Consider the following 15,050-nt stretch of genomic DNA (forward strand, 5'->3'; position numbering starts at 1 on the left):
GGACGACCCGCGGACGGCCCACGGACGACCCGCGGACGGCCCACGGACGGCCCGGCCCGCCGAGGGCAGCGAGAGCGTCTTCGCAGGTTGAAGCTCTGCACGTCCGCCGGCCGACCGGATGCGGGCCGCCGCCGGGCCCGTGGTGTTCGTGACACCGACCCCCTAGAATCGAACGCGCGAACGAATCCATGCTGCCCCGTCCGGAGCTGGTGCGCTTCGCGCGTCGCGTCATGGCCCAGTGCCCATGGGCGACTGCTGGACCGTGGCGCACCGGCGCCCGGAAACGCATGACCGAAAGAGCGGTGATCCCATGGGCATGCCCCACAAGCGACCCGTGGTCGTACATCCACCGTCGCGGGGCGGTCGACGCCGCGTGACGGTGGCCGCGGAGTCCCTTGGTCTGGCAGGCGGCCCGGGGGACGTCGAGGAGTTCCTGAGACGGGCAGGACTCGACGACGTCGACCCTTCGACATCAGATCTGATCGAGTGGCGTGGAGGCGGACCGGACGTGTGGACGGCCGCGTAGGACTACGGCTACGGCTACGACTACGACTACGACTACGAACGAGGCGGAGACCGAGTGCGGGCGCTCGGCCGGGGTTCGCGCCGAGCGCCTGCGTGGGCGCTTGTGTGAGCGGTCGCCGAGTCGGGCGGCAGCCACGCCGAGGTCGTCCCCCCGCATACTTCGGTCCCTCCACGCCGGGGGCGTCCCCTCGCGCGCTATCGGGCGGTCGGTCACCAGGCGACCGGCAGCTCGGCAAGGCAGTGGAAGACGGGGTTCTCGCGGAAACGGAGGCGGGAGGCCTCACAGGCCAGGCGGAGGGTGGGCAGCCTGGAGAAGAGGGAGCCGAGGGCGAGTGTCACCTCCTGCCGGCCCAGCGACGCGCCGAGGCAGAAGTGGGGGCCGTGGCCCCACAGCAGATGGCCGGAGGCGTCGCGGTGGATGTCGAGACGCTCGGGATCGGGGAAGACGGCGGCGTCGTGGTTGGCGGCGACGAGACTGATCATCACCGACTCGCCCTCCTTGACCAGGGTCTCGCCGATCCGGAGGTCCTCGGTGGCCTGGCGCACGACGCCGTCCTGGATGATCGACCAGAACCGCATCGACTCCTCCACGAACTTCGGCAGGAGCGCCCCGTTGTCGGCGAGGACCTCGGCGCGCAGCCCGTCGTCGGTCAGCAGGCTCAGCGTGCTGACCGCGATCTGCGTGGCGGTCGACTCATGGCCGGCGATGAGCAGCAGCTTGAGGATTCCCAGGAGATCGGCGCGGTCGAGTTCGCCGGTGGCCATGTGGTGGACGACGAGACGGCTGACCAGGTCGTCACCCGGGTCGTGCTCCTTGGCGCGCGCGTTCTCGTCGAGGAAGCCGATGATCCGGTGGTGCGCCGCCAGGGAGAGGTCCGGGTCACCATCCGTGAGCAGGATCTGGGTCTGCTCCAGGAAGAACGCGGTGTGCTCGTCCGGGATCCCCATCAGCCGTGCGATGACCAGCGCCGACACCTTGGCCGCGAAGTCCCGTACCAGGTCGGCCGGTTGCGGGCCGGCGGCCAGCGCGTCGGCCGCCCGGTCGGTCAGCTCCTGGACCTGGGGCCGCAGGGCGCGCACCCGGCGCACGGTGAACTCCGGAGCGACCATCCTGCGCAGCCGGCCGTGCTCCGGGTCGTCCATGCGCAGGAATCCGCTCGGCCGGTCGTCGGCGGGCACCGGGATGCGCAGCGGAAATCCGGGCCGGGTCTCGTCGGCGCTCAGCCGGGGATCCTTGAGGGCGGCCTTCACCTCCTCGTAGCGGGTGATCAGCCAGACCAGCTGTTCCTCACCGGCGCCCGCCGGCAGACGGACCAGCGTCGGCGGGCCGTCCCGTACCGCACCGAGGGCCGGCGGCGGCGACATCGGACACACGCGGGCCAGCGGCCAGTCGAGCACGCTGGAGTAAGCACTGAGCATGCTCCTCCCCCTTCATCGCGTACGAACACCCGCGCCGGCCGGCATCCCTGGCGGCGGGGGCCCCAACCGGACCACACAAGCACCGGCCGCTGACACCCCGGTGACCCGCCGCTGACCCCCGCCACCGGTTCACGTGGGCCGCGCTCCGGCGGGGTGATCCCTCGGAACGCGAGGCGCCGGCCGACGTGCGCCGGGTGTCGGAAACCCGCTTGGCCGCGCCCTGCGGGCTCCCTACGCTGAGGCCATGCCTCCCGCGAAGACCTCGTACGTCTGCCTGTCCTGCCGGGTCTCGTACAAGCTGTGGCCCGACCCGTGGCGGGAGCGGAGGACCTGCCCACGCTGTGCGGGCGCGCTGAGGCACGCGGGATCCGCCTTCGCCGCGCCCCCGAGGCGGGACCGGGCCGCCTGGCGCACCCTCACGGTGCTGCTCCATGCGGGAGTGCACTTCCGCATGGGCTGCAGCGACGGCCCCGGCTACCGGCCGCGCACCCTGCGCGAGGTACGCGAGCGGCTGGTGTACGCCCGCCGTACCGGCGAGCCGGCCGCGACGGCCCTGTGCCGGGCCGACCTGCCGTGACGGGCCTGGGCTCCCTCACCCGAACCGTTCCCCCGCCGGCCGACCCGGTGGACGCCCAGGGGGACTGGACCGAGGCGGAGGAGCGGCTCGGGGTACGGCTGCCCGCGGACTACAGGCTGCTGGCCGCGGCGTACGGCTGGGGCGAGTTCTGCGACTACCTGTACCTGCGCACACCGTTCGGGACGAGTCCGTACAACGTCCTGGAGCGGTACGACGGCCTGCTGGTCTGGGGCGTCACGATGGACGCCGACCGGCTGTGCTGGCGCACCGACGGGGATCCCGACCAGTGGCCGGTGGTGGTCGTGGGCCGGGGCACCGGGCGGGAGGAGTTCGCGACCGGCGTGGCCGGGTTCATCGAGGAGTGGGTGACGGGGCGGCTGTCCACCACGGTGCTGGCCGGCATGGAGCCGGATCTGCAGCCCTGGTTCAACACCTTCCGGCCCCGCCTGCACCGCTGCCTGCGGCTCTCCGAGGGCTCACGGCCCTACGACGAGCGGCTGCGCATCCTTCGGGACGTACTGGCCCCGACCGTGGACCGGGGGTCGTGGCAGTCCGCGGACGGCGAGCAGGGCCAGGACCACTTCGCGACCGGCGACTCGGACTGGCATCTCACCTACGACCGTTCCCACCCGCACCAGATCCGTGTCTCCTTCCCGCCCGGGGACCGCACCCAGGTCCGCGACCGCCTCTTCGCTGCCGTCCGGCTCATGGGCTGCACCCTCCTGGAGATCACCGCACCCGACGGCCTGCCGCTGGCGGACTGGGACGCCGACGACGCCTGACCCCCCGGGCGCCGCTCCCCGCGCAGCGGGTGTACGACGACGGGCCCCGCCCTGTACTCAGGACGAGGCCCGAAAGCCGCACGCGGACGGTCCTCACGCGGAGCCGACGAAGACCACCATCAGCAGCCACACCACCGGAGCGGTGGGCAGCAGGGAGTCCAGGCGGTCCATGATGCCGCCGTGCCCGGGAAGCAAGGTGCCCATGTCCTTGATGCCCAGGTCACGCTTGATCATGGACTCGCCGAGGTCGCCGAGGGTGGCGCTGGCCGCGACCGCGAAGCCCAGCAGGAGACCCTGCCACCAGCTGCCGCCGTCGATCAGGAACTGCATGCACAGGGCGCCCGCGACCATGGCGAAGAGCACCGCGCCGAGCAGGCCCTCGCGGGTCTTGCCGGGGCTGATGCGCGGGGCGAGCTTGTGCTTGCCGAAGCGCCAGCCGACGGCGTAGGCACCCGTGTCGCTGACGACCGTCAGGAGCAGGAAGGTCAGCACCCGCCACGGGCCGTCGTCGGCGGTGAGCATGAGCGCGACGAACGTGGCCAGGAAGGGCACGTAGAACGCCGCGAAGACACCGGCCGTGACGTCCTTGAGGTAGCCCTCGGGCGGCTCGGTCATGCGCCAGACCAGAACCGCGAGCGCGGTCAGGGCCATGGCGACCCAGGCACCCTCGACTCCCCGCGCGTACCCCGCGACGACCATCGCCGCACCGCCGACCGCGAGCGGCACCAGCGGCGCCTTGATGCCCTTGCGCTCCTGAAGCCTGCTGGTCAGCTCCCACAGACCCACGACCACGGCGATGGCGACCACGCCGACGAACACGGCCTTGTAGACGAACAGCGACGCGATGATCACCACACCGAGCCCGACACCGACCCCTATGGCCGCGCTCAGGTCACGGCCCGCGCTCTTCTTCTGCGGCGCCGGCGCGGGCGCCGGCTGCGGGGCGTCGGGCATGGGCTCCGGATTCTGCGAGAGATTCTGCGCTGGACTCTGGTGATGGCGCTGGGGGTGGGTGTGGCTCTGCGGGTGCCCCCGGGTGGGGCTCGGCGCCGGATGCGGCACCGGATGCGACGTCTCGTCCCCGAACAAGGGGCCGCTCGGCCGAGCGGCCCCCCGGTCGCCGTCCTGGTCTCCCCCGTACTCGGATCCGTCGGGCACGATGGGCAGGGGGCGAGTCTGCTGCGCCACAGGCGCATCGTACGCGGGACCCGCCGGGGCAGCCCCCTGGACAGGCCCACGCTCAGTGGGCCCCCAGTACCCGGATGGTGGCGGCGCCCCCCAGGAAGAGTCGCTCATCAGACTTCGAGCAGCTCCGCTTCCTTGTGCTTGAGGAGCTCGTCCACCTGGGCGACGTACTTCGCCGTCAGTTCGTCGAGTTCCTTCTCCGCACGGCGGCCCTCGTCCTCGCCGATCTCGCCGTCCTTGATCGCCTTGTCGATGGCGTCCTTGGCCTTGCGGCGCACGGAGCGGATGGACACCTTGGAGTCCTCGGCCTTGCCCTTGGCGACCTTGACGTAGTCGCGGCGGCGCTCCTCGGTCAGCTCGGGGAACACCACTCGGATGATGTTGCCGTCGTTGCTGGGGTTGACGCCCAGGTCGGAGTCGCGGATCGCCTGCTCGATGTTGCGCAGCGCGGTCTTGTCGAACGGCGTCACGACCGCCATGCGCGGCTCCGGCACGGAGAACGAAGCCAGCTGGTTGATCGGGGTCAGCGCACCGTAGTAGTCGGCCACGATCTTGTTGAACATCGCCGGGTGGGCACGACCGGTGCGGATCGCGGCGAAGTCCTCCTTGGCGACCACGACGGCCTTCTCCATCTTCTCTTCGGCTTCGAGAAGGATCTCTTCGATCACCACTTGCTCCTGTGTGTCTTGAGTAAGGCCCGGCTGCTGTTCCTCGTCGGGGCGGCGGCCGGCTGCGTCGCGTCTTCTTCCTGCACGGTTCCCGACCGGCAGGACATTGTCCATCCCCCGGCCAGGGTGCGTCCCGTCCGTCCCCCGGACAGGTGTCGTACCCCGGGTGACGGGGGTGTGCCGGTCAGGCCCGGCTGCCCTGGTCACCCACCAGCGTGCCGATCTTCTCACCCTTGACGGCCCGCGCGATATTGCCCTCCGCGAGCAGCTCGAACACGAGGATCGGGAGCTTGTTGTCGCGGCACAGCGTGATCGCGGTGGCGTCGGCGACCTTGAGGTCGCGGGTGATGACCTCGCCGTAGCCGAGCGCGTCGAACTTGACGGCGTCGGGGTTGGTCTTGGGGTCGGAGTCGTAGACCCCGTCCACGCCGTTCTTGCCCATGAGCAGCGCCTCGGCGTCGATCTCCAGGGCGCGCTGGGCGGCGGTGGTGTCGGTGGAGAAGTACGGCATGCCCATACCGGCGCCGAAGATGACCACGCGGCCCTTCTCCAGGTGACGCACGGCGCGCAGCGGGATGTACGGCTCGGCGACCTGGCCCATGGTGATGGCGGTCTGCACCCGGCTGTCGATGCCCTCCTTCTCCAGGAAGTCCTGGAGGGCGAGGCAGTTCATCACGGTGCCGAGCATGCCCATGTAGTCGGAGCGGGCGCGGTCCATGCCGCGCTGCTGCAGTTCGGCGCCGCGGAAGAAGTTGCCGCCGCCGATCACGACCGCGACCTCTGCCCCGTCACGCACGACGGCCGCGATCTCGCGGGCGATCTTGTGTACCACGTCCGGGTCCACGCCCAGGCCGCCGCCGCCGGAGAAGGCCTCTCCGGACAGCTTCAGCAGAAACCGGCCGCGTACTTTGCCGTCGTCGCTCTTCTGGGCCTTGGTGGTCATGGAGATCCCGCCTCTTTCACGTGTTGCACATACGAAGAAGGCCATTGCCGGTGGGGTCGCTTTTCGCTCCCATGCGCGGCAATGGCCTCCTCGTCAGATCTGCTGCCGTCCGCCACATGCCTGGATGCGGCTGTGTGCGCGGACGACTGCTGTCGACCCTACCGAGAATTCTCTTCGGGTCGCGCGTCGATCGCGGTACGGACTCAGATGCCGACCTTGATGCGCGAGAAGCGCTTCAGGGTGACACCGGCCTCGTCCAGCACCTTCTGGACCGACTTCTTGTTGTCCAGCGCGTACGGCTGGCCGAGCAGCGTGGCGTCCTTGAAGAAGCCGCCCAGACGACCCTCGACGATCTTGGCGATCGCGGCCTCGGGCTTGCCCTCGGCGCGGGTGGTCTCCTCGGCGACACGACGCTCGGTCTCGACGACCTCGGCCGGCACGTCCTCCTTGGAGAGGTACTTCGGCGCGAAGGCGGCGATGTGCTGGGCGATGCCCTTGGCAACCTCGGCGTTCGGCTTGTCCAGCTCGACCAGGACACCGATCTGCGGGGGCAGGTCGGGCATGGTGCGGTGCATGTAGGCGGTGACGAAGCCGTCGGAGAACTGCGCGAAGCGGTCCAGGACGATCTTCTCGCCGAGGTTGGCGTTGGCCTCGTCCACGAACGCCTGGACGGTCTTGCCGGCCTCGATCTCGGAGGCGAGCAGGGCCTCGATGTCGGCGGGGTTCGTCTTGGCGACGTGCTCGGCGATGGCCTTGGCCACGGCCTGGAACTTGTCACCCTTGGCGACGAAGTCCGTCTCGCACTTCAGCTCGACGAGGACGCCGGAGGAGTTGTCGTCGGCGATGATGGAGACCACGGCGCCGTTCTCGGCGGAGCGGCCCTCGCGCTTGGCGACGCCCTTCTGGCCCTTGATACGCAGCGCCTCGACGGCCTTCTCGACGTTGCCCTCGGCCTCGTCCAGCGCCTTCTTGCAGTCCATCATGCCGGCGCCGGTGAGCTCACGGAGCTTCTTGACGTCGGCGGCGGTGTAGTTCGCCATGAGTCTGTGAGTCTTTCTCGGAGTCTTGGGAGATCGGAGATCTGCACGGTCTGCGAACCACATGTAGCCGCGGATCACGGACACCGTGCCGACCTACGGGTGAACAGCGGGGGCGGACTTCGTGTCGCCGCCCCCGCCGTCAACACTGACGTCAGGCCTGCTCGCCCTCGGCGGCCTTCTCGGCCTCGGCCGGGGCGGCCTCGGCGGCAGGGGCCTCGGCAGCAGGGGCCTCGGCGGCCGGAGCCTCAGCGGCCGGAGCCTCGGCGGCCGGGGCGGCCTCGGCAGCCGGAGCCTCGTCCTTCTTCTCACCCTCGAGCAGGTCGCGCTCCCACTCGGCGAGCGGCTCGCCCGCGGCCTTCTCGCCCTTGTCACCGGTGGCGACGCGAGAGCGGGAGATGAGGCCCTCGGCGACGGCGTCGGCGATCACACGGGTGAGCAGGGTGACGGAGCGGATCGCGTCGTCGTTGCCCGGGATCTTGTAGTCGACCTCGTCGGGGTCGCAGTTGGTGTCGAGGATCGCGACGACCGGGATGTTCAGCTTCCGGGCCTCACCAACGGCGATGTGCTCCTTCTTGGTGTCCACGATCCAGACGGCGCTGGGCACCTTCTGCATCTCGCGGATACCGCCGAGGGTCTTCTCCAGCTTGGCCTTCTCGCGGGAGAGGACCAGCAGCTCCTTCTTGGTCAGACCGGAGGACGCGACGTCCTCGAAGTCGATCTGCTCAAGCTCCTTCAGGCGCTGCAGACGCTTGTAGACGGTCGAGAAGTTGGTGAGCATGCCGCCCAGCCAGCGCTGGTTGACGTAGGGCATGCCGACGCGGGTGGCCTGCTCGGCGATGGCCTCCTGCGCCTGCTTCTTCGTGCCGACGAACATGACCGTGCCGCCGTGGGCGACGGTCTCCTTGACGAACTCGTAGGCGCGGTCGATGTACGACAGCGACTGGAGCAGGTCGATGATGTAGATGCCGTTGCGCTCGGTGAAGATGAAGCGCTTCATCTTCGGGTTCCAGCGACGGGTCTGGTGACCGAAGTGGACGCCGCTCTCCAGCAGCTCCCGCATCGTGACGACGGCCATGGCCGTATCTCCTTGAAACTCTCGGTTGTGCCGCGTCCGCCGGACGGCGGACGCGCCTGACGCCCACGACGCGCCGTGCCACAAAGGACCGAGGGGCGCTTGGTACGAACCGTTTCCGGGAGCCGTACCGGGGCGTGCGAAGTCGACCCGGTGGCCCGGGTCGCCAGAAGAAGTGTACGGGACCGGCGGAGCACCGGGTGACGCCGCTCTCCACAACCGGGGAGTTGTCCACAGATCCCGGCCATGATCCGAGAGGCTGCGGGAGGGTTCTCGCATGCGACGAGTGAGGCGATGCACGGCCCTGGCGGCGGCCTGGCTGCCGGCCGCGGCGGTGACGGTACTGGCCCCCCTGGCCTGGGCGGACACCCCTGCCCCGGCGCCCTGGCCGCTTCCCGCGGAGCGGGTTCCAGCCGTCGCCCGCGCCTGGCCGGTGGGCGTGCGGCCCGTGGTGCTGCGCGGCTGGGAGCCCCCGGCGACGGTGTACGGCCCCGGGCACCGCGGGGTGGACCTCGGCGCGTCCCCCGGTGCTCCGGTGCGAGCGGTTGCGGCCGGCCGGGTGACCTTCGCGGGCCGGGTGGCGGGCCGGGGCGTGGTCTCGGTCGAGCTGACGGGGACGAATCTGCGGACGACCTACGAACCGGTGAACCCGTCGGTGAAGAAGGGGGTCACCGTGGGACCGGGCGAGGTGCTGGGCACGGTCGAGGCCATGGGATCGCACTGCCCCGTCACCTGCGTGCACTGGGGCCTGCGCAGGGGTGAGACCTACCTCGACCCGCTGGCCCTGCTCCCCCCGGACCTGCTGCCCACGGGGCCGTCGCGCCTGCTGCCGGTCCTGGGTGTCCCGGCGCCCCCGTGACCCCGGGCAGCACCTGCCCGACCTTGCCGCACACAGTCGTGGCCCCACCGGCCTGCGAGCAGACGCGGCCCTGCCTTCCTGGGAGCAGTCGTGGCTCTACCTGGCTGCGGGCAGTCGTGGGCCAAGCCGGCTGCGGGCAGTCACCGCCCCGCCCGACCGCGGACGCCCGTGGCCCAGCTAGCCGCGGGCAGTCGTGGCCCCACCTGGCTGCGGGCAGTCGTGCCGCTGGGGCGGCAGGGGTGGGCGCAGCGGCAACTGCCAGCGCAGGCCAGCAACCCCCACACCCGGCACCCGCACGGACACCGGCGTCGGCACCGCGGCACCGCGGCCCCCGCACACCTCAGCCCTTCACACCCCGCAGAGCCATGACCACAGCCGCATCGGTGATCGCCCCAGGATCCTCCGCCGCCCCCAACTCGATCCTCCGCACAGCCGCGTCCACGACGCCCTGCAACAGCATCGCCGCCAGCCGGGGCTCCCCGTGCCCCATCTCCCCCAGCGCCTCGACGACCATCGCGACCAGCCCGCCGTGCGCGGCCCGGATCTTCTCCCGCGCCCCGGTATCCAGCTCGCTCGCCGAGATCGCCACCACGGCCCGGTGCCGCCGGTCCCCGACCAGCGCCAGCTGCTGCCTCACGTACGCCTCGACCTTGTCCTCGGCCGACGGCGCCCGCTCCATCGCCGCCGCGACCTCCGCCGCCCACACGGGGAAGTCGACCTCGCACAGCTCCTCGACCACGGCGGCCCGCGAGCGGAAGTACTCGTACACGGACGACCGCGCCAGCCCCGTACGCTCGGCCAGCGCGGGAAAGGTCAGCGCCTCCGTCCCGCCCTCGGACAGCAGGGACCGCGCCGCGTCCAGCAGGGCGGCTCGCTGCATCGACCGGTGCTCGGCCACGGAGGCCGCTCGAATCCTTGGCACGTCAACCACTCTACGGACGCGCCCCCGCGAACGGGAGCGACTCAACGTCCGAAGCTCGCCAGCTTGGCCCGCAGCTGCAGCACCGACTTGGTGTGGATCTGGCTGACCCGGCTCTCGGTGACCCCGAGCACATTGCCGATCTCGGCGAGGGTGAGCCCTTCGTAGTAGTAGAGCGTGACGACGGTCTTCTCCCGCTCGGGCAGCGTGTTGATCGCCCGTGCCAGGAACCGCCGCAGCTCCCGGTCCTCGGCCACCTCCACGGGATTGTCGGCGGCGGTGTCCTCCAGCGTGTCCATGAGGCTGAGCCGGTCCCCGCCCTCGCCGCCGACGTGCAGCAGTTCCTCCAGGGCGACCACGTTGGCCAGCGACAACTGACTGAACACGGCGTGCAGTTCATCGACCTCCATGCCCAGCTCGACGGCGACCTCCCCTTCCGACGGCGTCCGTCGCAGCCGTGCCTCCAGCGTGGCGTAGGCCCGCTCCACGTTCCGCGCCTTCTGCCGCACGGAGCGGGGGATCCAGTCCAGCGCTCGCAGCTCGTCGATCATCGCGCCGCGGATCCGGGTGATCGCGTACGTCTCGAACTTGATCTCCCGGTCGATGTCGAACTTCTCGATCGCGTCGATCAGCCCGAACACCCCCGAGGAGACGAAGTCGGCCTGCTCCACGTTGGGCGGCAGGCCGACGCTGACCCGGCCCGCCACGTATTTGACGAGCGGGGAGTAGTGCAGGATCAGCTGCTCCCGCAGCCGCTCGTCCCCCGTCGCCTTGTACGACCGCCACAGTTCGTCGAGTGTCGAGGGAGCCGGCGGCCGCACGCTGCCACCGTCGCGGGCGGCTGGGGGGATCGCCGCCCGGTCGGACCCGGAGGTGTGCTGGGGCATTCGTCGCCTTGTGCCGTTCTGCCGTGAAGTGCTGTGAAGTGCTGCGAAGTGCTGTGCGGTGAGGCAAGTGAGCGGGGGTAGGGGGTCGTGGGGGGAAGTAGGCCACCTGGGTGAGCTGTCGGTCTGATGTCGAGTTGGCGCGGTCTGCGCCCGGGCTTTCGTGAGCGTAGCGTGACTGAGGAGTCGCGGTGCGCGAACAGCGAGGCACCACCCGTGCGCGGGCCACTTCCGCGGTCCGCAGCATCACGCCCCGAGCCTCGCCGTGTGTGACCGGCCGAGGACGCCAACTCCGGGAAACCCCAAGGTCGTAGGCGCTTCCCCCGGACGGCCGAACACGCTCGGTCAACATGGACTGCGACCTCCGCGAACGGAGATCATCGCCTGGCGTGTCAACTTCCAGCCGTCGCCGTGTCGTTCCACGTAACCAAGTGCTCGGAGTTCGTACAGTCTCGCGATCGCCTCGTCCGGCGTGGTGCGGGCGCCGCACGCGATCTCCTCCGCGGAGGCCGCGCGGTTGCCGGGCAGCGCGGCCAGGACGGTCCTGGCGGCGGGTTCCAGAAGATCACGCGGGAGGACGGGACCGCGTCGGGGCGGGGCCAGCTCACCCATGTCGCCCACGAGTTCGACGACTTCCGCGGCGTCAGTGACGAGGGTGGCCTCACCGCGCAGCAGTTCGTGCACGCCTGCGGAGAGTGAGCTGGTGACGGGCCCGGGCACCCCCATCGTGAACCTGCCGAGGCGCTGGGCGGCCCGCGCGGTGACCAGCGAGCCACTGCGGCAGGCCGCCTCCACGACGACGGTGCCCCGGGTGAGCGCGGCGATCACGCGGTTGCGGAGGATGAAGCGGCTCGGGGTGGGGTGATCACCCGGCGGCAACTCGCCCACCACCAGCCCCTGTTCGGCGATTCTGCTGATCAGCGCGGTGTGGCCGCGGGGGTAGGGGCGGTCGACGCCGCAGGCCAGGACGGCGACGGTGGCTCCGCCGACGGCGAGGGCGCCGCGATGGGCGGCCCCGTCGATCCCGTAGGCGCCCCCGGACACCACGACCCATCCGCGCTCGGCGAGCCCCGAGGAGAGGGAGGCCGCCGTGTGCGCGCCGTACTCGGTGCATGCGCGGGCTCCCACGACGGCCACGGATCTGAGCGCCCACATCCGCAGACTGGGCACGCCACGCACCCACAGTCCGATGGGCCGGCCGTCCCCCAGATCGTCGAGCTGCCCCGGCCACTCGGCGTCCCCCGGGCACACGAACCGCATTCCGGCGGCGCCCGCGTCCTCAAGATCCTGGTCCGGATCGGCCCGTCCGGCCCGGGCCAGCAGACCGGCCCACCGGGACCCGCCGACCCCCGGCAGCGGCTCCCCGCCGCTGCGCAGCCGCCGCACCACCTCCCTCACTCCGCACTCCCGCAACCACCGGCCTGCGACCTCGTCCCCCGGCTCCACGACCCGAGCGAGAAAGACCCGCCCGACCAGCTCCTCGCCCCGGGCGTCTCCTGTGGTCTCATCGGGCGCGGGGGTACCGCTGCTGTCGTCCGTCATGCCCCATCCACCCCCAGGACCGCTTCGGCCCGGGCAGCGGCAGGCGGCCGGTGCGGTTCCGCGCCGCCGACCTGTGGCGCCACGCGCCCGTTCCCGTCACGGCGTCGGCCGTCCTCCGGGCGGCGGTCCGTGCCCGCCCTCCCACGGAGCCGGAGGACCCTCCGTTCACCGCCGCACCGCACATGCCGTCCGCTCAGGGGCGGAACCCGGCCGGCGCCCGAGGGCGACGCTGTCGAGGTTGCCCCCGGTGTCCCTGTCCCGGTGAGCGTGGCCACCGGTGTCCCTGCCGGCGTGGCCACCGGTGTCCCTGCCGGCGTGGCCGCGGGTGTCCTTGCCCGCGTCGCCGTCGGTGTCCCTGCCCGCGTCGCTGCGGGTGTCCTTGCCGGCGCCGCCGTCGGTGTCCCCGGGAGCATTGCCAACGGTGTCCCTGGTCGGCGTCGGCGCCGAACGCGGTCCCTCGCCCTCATCGGCCGATCCCTTCGAGGGTCGCGCCGCGCCGGACGCCGGTGCGAAGCTCCAGGGCCCAGTTCACGTCGTTCGCCGAGGGGCGGTCCCGGCCGCCGAGGTCGGCGAGCGTCCAGGCGACCCTGAGCACACGGTCGAGACCACGCGCCGTGAGCAGGCCGCGGTCCAGGTCGTCCTCCGCCTTGGTGAGCGCCCCGGGCTGCACATGCCAGCGGGTACGCAGTTCATGGCCGGGGACCTCGCTGTTCGTCCGCCAGGGCAGCTCCTCGTACCGCCGGGCTGCGCGCTCCCGGGCCAGCCTGACGCGGTCGGCGACGACGGCCGACGTCTCGGCGCCGGTGTGCAGCCGGAGCAGCTCGGCCTTGGCGACCGGCTCCACGGTCACCCGCAGGTCCACTCGGTCCATGAGGGGCCCGGACAGCCGGGCGCGGTACCTCTTGATCGAGGACGGCCGGCACTCGCAGACGTCCTCGCCCCTGCCGTGGCGGCCGCACGGGCACGGATTCGCGGCCAGAACCATCAGGAACCGGGCAGGCATCCGCAGCATGCCGGCGGCACGGGCGATCACCACGTGCCCCGACTCCAGCGGCTGGCGCAGGGCGTCGAGGACGCTGCTGTGGAACTCCGCGGCCTCGTCCAGGAAGAGAACCCCGTGATGAGCCAGGGACACCGCACCGGGGCGCGGCAGCCCGTTCCCGCCGCCGACCAGGGAGGCCATCGTCGCCGAGTGGTGCGGAGCGCAGTAGGGGGGTTTGTCGACCAGCGGGTGGCCCAAAGGCAGCATTCCGGCCACCGAATGCACCGCCGTGACCTCCAGGGACTCCCCCCGGCCGAGCACGGGCAGGAGACCCGGCAGCCGTTCGGCCAGCATCGTCTTGCCGGCACCGGGCGGTCCCTTGAAGAAGACGTGGTGCCGGCCGGCCGCGGCGACCTCCAGTGCCGCCCGGGCCAGGTGCTGGCCCGCCACATCGGCGAGGTCCGGCGCATGGGCTCCGCCGACCGCTCCGGTACCGAGCCCCGTCCCGGGGAGGGCCAGCCCTGCGAGGAAGGGGTCGGGACGGACCTCTCCCGGCACGGGCTCCTCCTCGGGCACCGGCTCCTCGGTGAGGACGGCGATCAGCTGCCGCAGGCTGCGCACGCCCAGGACCGAGACGCCCGGCACGAGCGAAGCCTCCGGCACCGCGCACTCCGGGACGACCACCTGTTCGTACCCCGCGTCGGCAGCGGCGAGGACCGCGGGCAGGATCCCCCGGACCGGCCGGACCCGGCCGTCCAGGCCCAGCTCGCCGATCATCACGATGTCCGCGAGCACACGCGGGTCGATCCGCTCGGCCGCACCGAGGACCGCCGCGGCCACGGCCAGGTCGAAGCCGCTGCCGCTCTTGGGCACGGACGCGGGGCTGAGGCCCACTGTGAGCTTCTTGGACGGCCAGGCGGCGCCCGAGTTCACCACCGCCGCCCGGACCCGGTCGCGGCTTTCCGTCAGGCTCTTGTCCGGGAGGCCCACCAGGGAGAAGGCGGCCACTCCGGGTTCCAGGTCGGCCTGGACCTCGACGACCACTCCCTCGACTCCGACCAGGGCCACCGAGCACGTGCGGGCGAATCCCATCTCAGGCCACCCCCCGCGCGTGCTCGACGGCCGGGGCGCCGCGGCGGGGCAGGAGGACGCCGACCAGGTCGATGCGCACGCCTCCCGGTGGCGCTCCTCCATGGGTCTGGATCCAGCGTTCGGCGAGACTCAGCAGGCGCCTGGCCTTCTCGGCCGTGACGGCGGCCATCGGGTGCTGGAAGGCGCCGCCGCGACGGGTCTTCACCTCGCAGACGACCAGCGTGTTCCCGTCCCGGGCCACGATGTCGATCTCGCCGGACCGTCCGCAGCGCCAGTTGCGCTCCAGGATCGTCATTCCGGCCTCGGTCAGCCGCCGAGCGGCCATATCCTCGCCGTACCTGCCCAGTCCACTGCGTGCCTTGCTCATGTCGGCACCACCTCCGGCGCCAACCGTCATGCATCACGCGAGATGAAGTGGATCTTGGTGGGTTACTCGGCGGTTGTGGAAAACTCCGTCACCCGGACAGGGATGTCACAGGAGAGCCGCGAGAGAGCCGGCCACACACGCGGCACGCGAGGCCGGGCCCGCACCGCACGCAAGGCCACGCACACACCGCACGC

The 15,050-nt window shown here is 71.5% G+C and carries 14 protein-coding genes; 3 read left to right on the forward strand and 11 right to left on the reverse strand.

What is annotated here, in order from left to right:
* Positions 1 to 735 precede the first annotated feature (735 nt).
* A complete protein-coding gene (locus tag ACFZCP_RS30770; RefSeq protein ID WP_391433184.1) occupies positions 736 to 1,944 on the reverse strand; it encodes a cytochrome P450 in 1,209 nt (402 codons plus the stop codon).
* A gap of 244 nt (positions 1,945 to 2,188) precedes the next feature.
* Between ACFZCP_RS30770 and ACFZCP_RS30775 the strand changes: the two genes are divergently transcribed.
* Both ACFZCP_RS30775 and ACFZCP_RS30780 read left to right on the forward strand, forming a co-directional pair.
* Positions 2,189 to 2,521, forward strand: coding sequence for a deoxyxylulose-5-phosphate synthase (locus ACFZCP_RS30775; protein WP_391433187.1), 333 nt, complete (start codon positions 2,189 to 2,191; stop codon positions 2,519 to 2,521).
* Positions 2,518 to 3,303, forward strand: coding sequence for an SMI1/KNR4 family protein (locus ACFZCP_RS30780; protein WP_391433190.1), 786 nt, complete (start codon positions 2,518 to 2,520; stop codon positions 3,301 to 3,303). Before ACFZCP_RS30775 ends, ACFZCP_RS30780 begins: the two co-directional genes overlap by 4 nt.
* Before the next feature lie 93 nt (positions 3,304 to 3,396).
* On the opposite strand, the gene ACFZCP_RS30785 is transcribed toward ACFZCP_RS30780, so the two are convergent.
* The 5 genes from ACFZCP_RS30785 to rpsB all read right to left on the reverse strand — a co-directional run bounded on the left by ACFZCP_RS30785 (position 3,397) and on the right by rpsB (position 8,214).
* Positions 3,397 to 4,599, reverse strand: coding sequence for a phosphatidate cytidylyltransferase (locus tag ACFZCP_RS30785; protein WP_391433193.1), 1,203 nt, complete (start codon positions 4,597 to 4,599; stop codon positions 3,397 to 3,399).
* On the reverse strand, positions 4,599 to 5,156 hold the full coding sequence (gene frr / locus ACFZCP_RS30790) for a ribosome recycling factor (RefSeq protein ID WP_391433195.1): 558 nt from the start codon (positions 5,154 to 5,156) through the stop codon (positions 4,599 to 4,601). The genes ACFZCP_RS30785 and frr overlap by 1 nt, the downstream gene beginning before the upstream one ends.
* 184 nt (positions 5,157 to 5,340) lie before the next feature.
* Positions 5,341 to 6,099 (reverse strand): UMP kinase, encoded by a 759-nt coding sequence (pyrH, locus tag ACFZCP_RS30795; RefSeq protein ID WP_116146707.1) that lies wholly within the window; start codon positions 6,097 to 6,099, stop codon positions 5,341 to 5,343.
* A 203-nt stretch (positions 6,100 to 6,302) separates the two neighbouring features.
* Complete coding sequence (gene tsf, locus ACFZCP_RS30800) at positions 6,303 to 7,139, reverse strand: translation elongation factor Ts (protein ID WP_391433199.1); 837 nt, start codon at positions 7,137 to 7,139, stop codon at positions 6,303 to 6,305.
* Between the two features lie 151 nt (positions 7,140 to 7,290).
* Positions 7,291 to 8,214 carry a 30S ribosomal protein S2 gene (rpsB, locus tag ACFZCP_RS30805; protein ID WP_391433202.1) on the reverse strand — a complete coding sequence of 308 codons (924 nt, stop codon included), beginning with the start codon at positions 8,212 to 8,214 and terminating at the stop codon, positions 7,291 to 7,293.
* A gap of 274 nt (positions 8,215 to 8,488) precedes the next feature.
* Here rpsB and ACFZCP_RS30810 point away from each other — a divergent pair, with 274 nt between their 5' ends.
* Entirely contained in the window at positions 8,489 to 9,070 is a 582-nt protein-coding gene (locus tag ACFZCP_RS30810) for a peptidoglycan DD-metalloendopeptidase family protein (RefSeq protein ID WP_391433204.1), read from the forward strand.
* Positions 9,071 to 9,410: 340 nt separating this feature from the next.
* Here ACFZCP_RS30810 and ACFZCP_RS30815 read toward each other — a convergent pair whose 3' ends face one another.
* The 5 genes from ACFZCP_RS30815 to ACFZCP_RS30835 all read right to left on the reverse strand — a co-directional run bounded on the left by ACFZCP_RS30815 (position 9,411) and on the right by ACFZCP_RS30835 (position 14,886).
* Positions 9,411 to 9,968 (reverse strand): TetR family transcriptional regulator, encoded by a 558-nt coding sequence (locus ACFZCP_RS30815; RefSeq protein WP_391433402.1) that lies wholly within the window; start codon positions 9,966 to 9,968, stop codon positions 9,411 to 9,413.
* A gap of 65 nt (positions 9,969 to 10,033) precedes the next feature.
* A complete protein-coding gene (whiG, locus tag ACFZCP_RS30820; RefSeq protein WP_362691037.1) occupies positions 10,034 to 10,876 on the reverse strand; it encodes an RNA polymerase sigma factor WhiG in 843 nt (280 codons plus the stop codon).
* Positions 10,877 to 11,218: 342 nt separating this feature from the next.
* Positions 11,219 to 12,415 carry a DNA-processing protein DprA gene (gene dprA / locus ACFZCP_RS30825; RefSeq protein WP_391433208.1) on the reverse strand — a complete coding sequence of 399 codons (1,197 nt, stop codon included), beginning with the start codon at positions 12,413 to 12,415 and terminating at the stop codon, positions 11,219 to 11,221.
* A gap of 463 nt (positions 12,416 to 12,878) precedes the next feature.
* Complete coding sequence (locus ACFZCP_RS30830; RefSeq protein WP_391433211.1) at positions 12,879 to 14,489, reverse strand: YifB family Mg chelatase-like AAA ATPase; 1,611 nt, start codon at positions 14,487 to 14,489, stop codon at positions 12,879 to 12,881.
* A 1-nt stretch (position 14,490) separates the two neighbouring features.
* Positions 14,491 to 14,886, reverse strand: coding sequence for a YraN family protein (locus ACFZCP_RS30835; RefSeq protein ID WP_391433215.1), 396 nt, complete (start codon positions 14,884 to 14,886; stop codon positions 14,491 to 14,493).
* Positions 14,887 to 15,050 lie beyond the last annotated feature (164 nt).

It is taken from the genome of Streptomyces sp. NPDC007971 (assembly GCF_042958635.1).
Taxonomy (GTDB): Bacteria; Actinomycetota; Actinomycetes; order Streptomycetales; family Streptomycetaceae; genus Streptomyces.

Excerpts from the sequence above, each read along its gene's own strand:
- whiG (WP_362691037.1), bottom strand. The coding sequence starts at position 10,876 with ATGCCCCAGCACACCTCCGGGTCCGACCGGGCGGCGATCCCCCCAGCC.
- ACFZCP_RS30770 (WP_391433184.1), bottom strand. The coding sequence starts at position 1,944 with ATGCTCAGTGCTTACTCCAGCGTGCTCGACTGGCCGCTGGCCCGCGTG.
- ACFZCP_RS30830 (WP_391433211.1), bottom strand. The coding sequence starts at position 14,489 with ATGGGATTCGCCCGCACGTGCTCGGTGGCCCTGGTCGGAGTCGAGGGA.
- dprA (WP_391433208.1), bottom strand. The coding sequence starts at position 12,415 with ATGACGGACGACAGCAGCGGTACCCCCGCGCCCGATGAGACCACAGGA.
- ACFZCP_RS30835 (WP_391433215.1), bottom strand. The coding sequence starts at position 14,886 with ATGACGGTTGGCGCCGGAGGTGGTGCCGACATGAGCAAGGCACGCAGT.
- ACFZCP_RS30785 (WP_391433193.1), bottom strand. The coding sequence starts at position 4,599 with ATGAGCGACTCTTCCTGGGGGGCGCCGCCACCATCCGGGTACTGGGGG.
- ACFZCP_RS30810 (WP_391433204.1), top strand. The coding sequence starts at position 8,489 with ATGCGACGAGTGAGGCGATGCACGGCCCTGGCGGCGGCCTGGCTGCCG.
- pyrH (WP_116146707.1), bottom strand. The coding sequence starts at position 6,099 with ATGACCACCAAGGCCCAGAAGAGCGACGACGGCAAAGTACGCGGCCGG.
- tsf (WP_391433199.1), bottom strand. The coding sequence starts at position 7,139 with ATGGCGAACTACACCGCCGCCGACGTCAAGAAGCTCCGTGAGCTCACC.
- rpsB (WP_391433202.1), bottom strand. The coding sequence starts at position 8,214 with ATGGCCGTCGTCACGATGCGGGAGCTGCTGGAGAGCGGCGTCCACTTC.
- ACFZCP_RS30775 (WP_391433187.1), top strand. The coding sequence starts at position 2,189 with ATGCCTCCCGCGAAGACCTCGTACGTCTGCCTGTCCTGCCGGGTCTCG.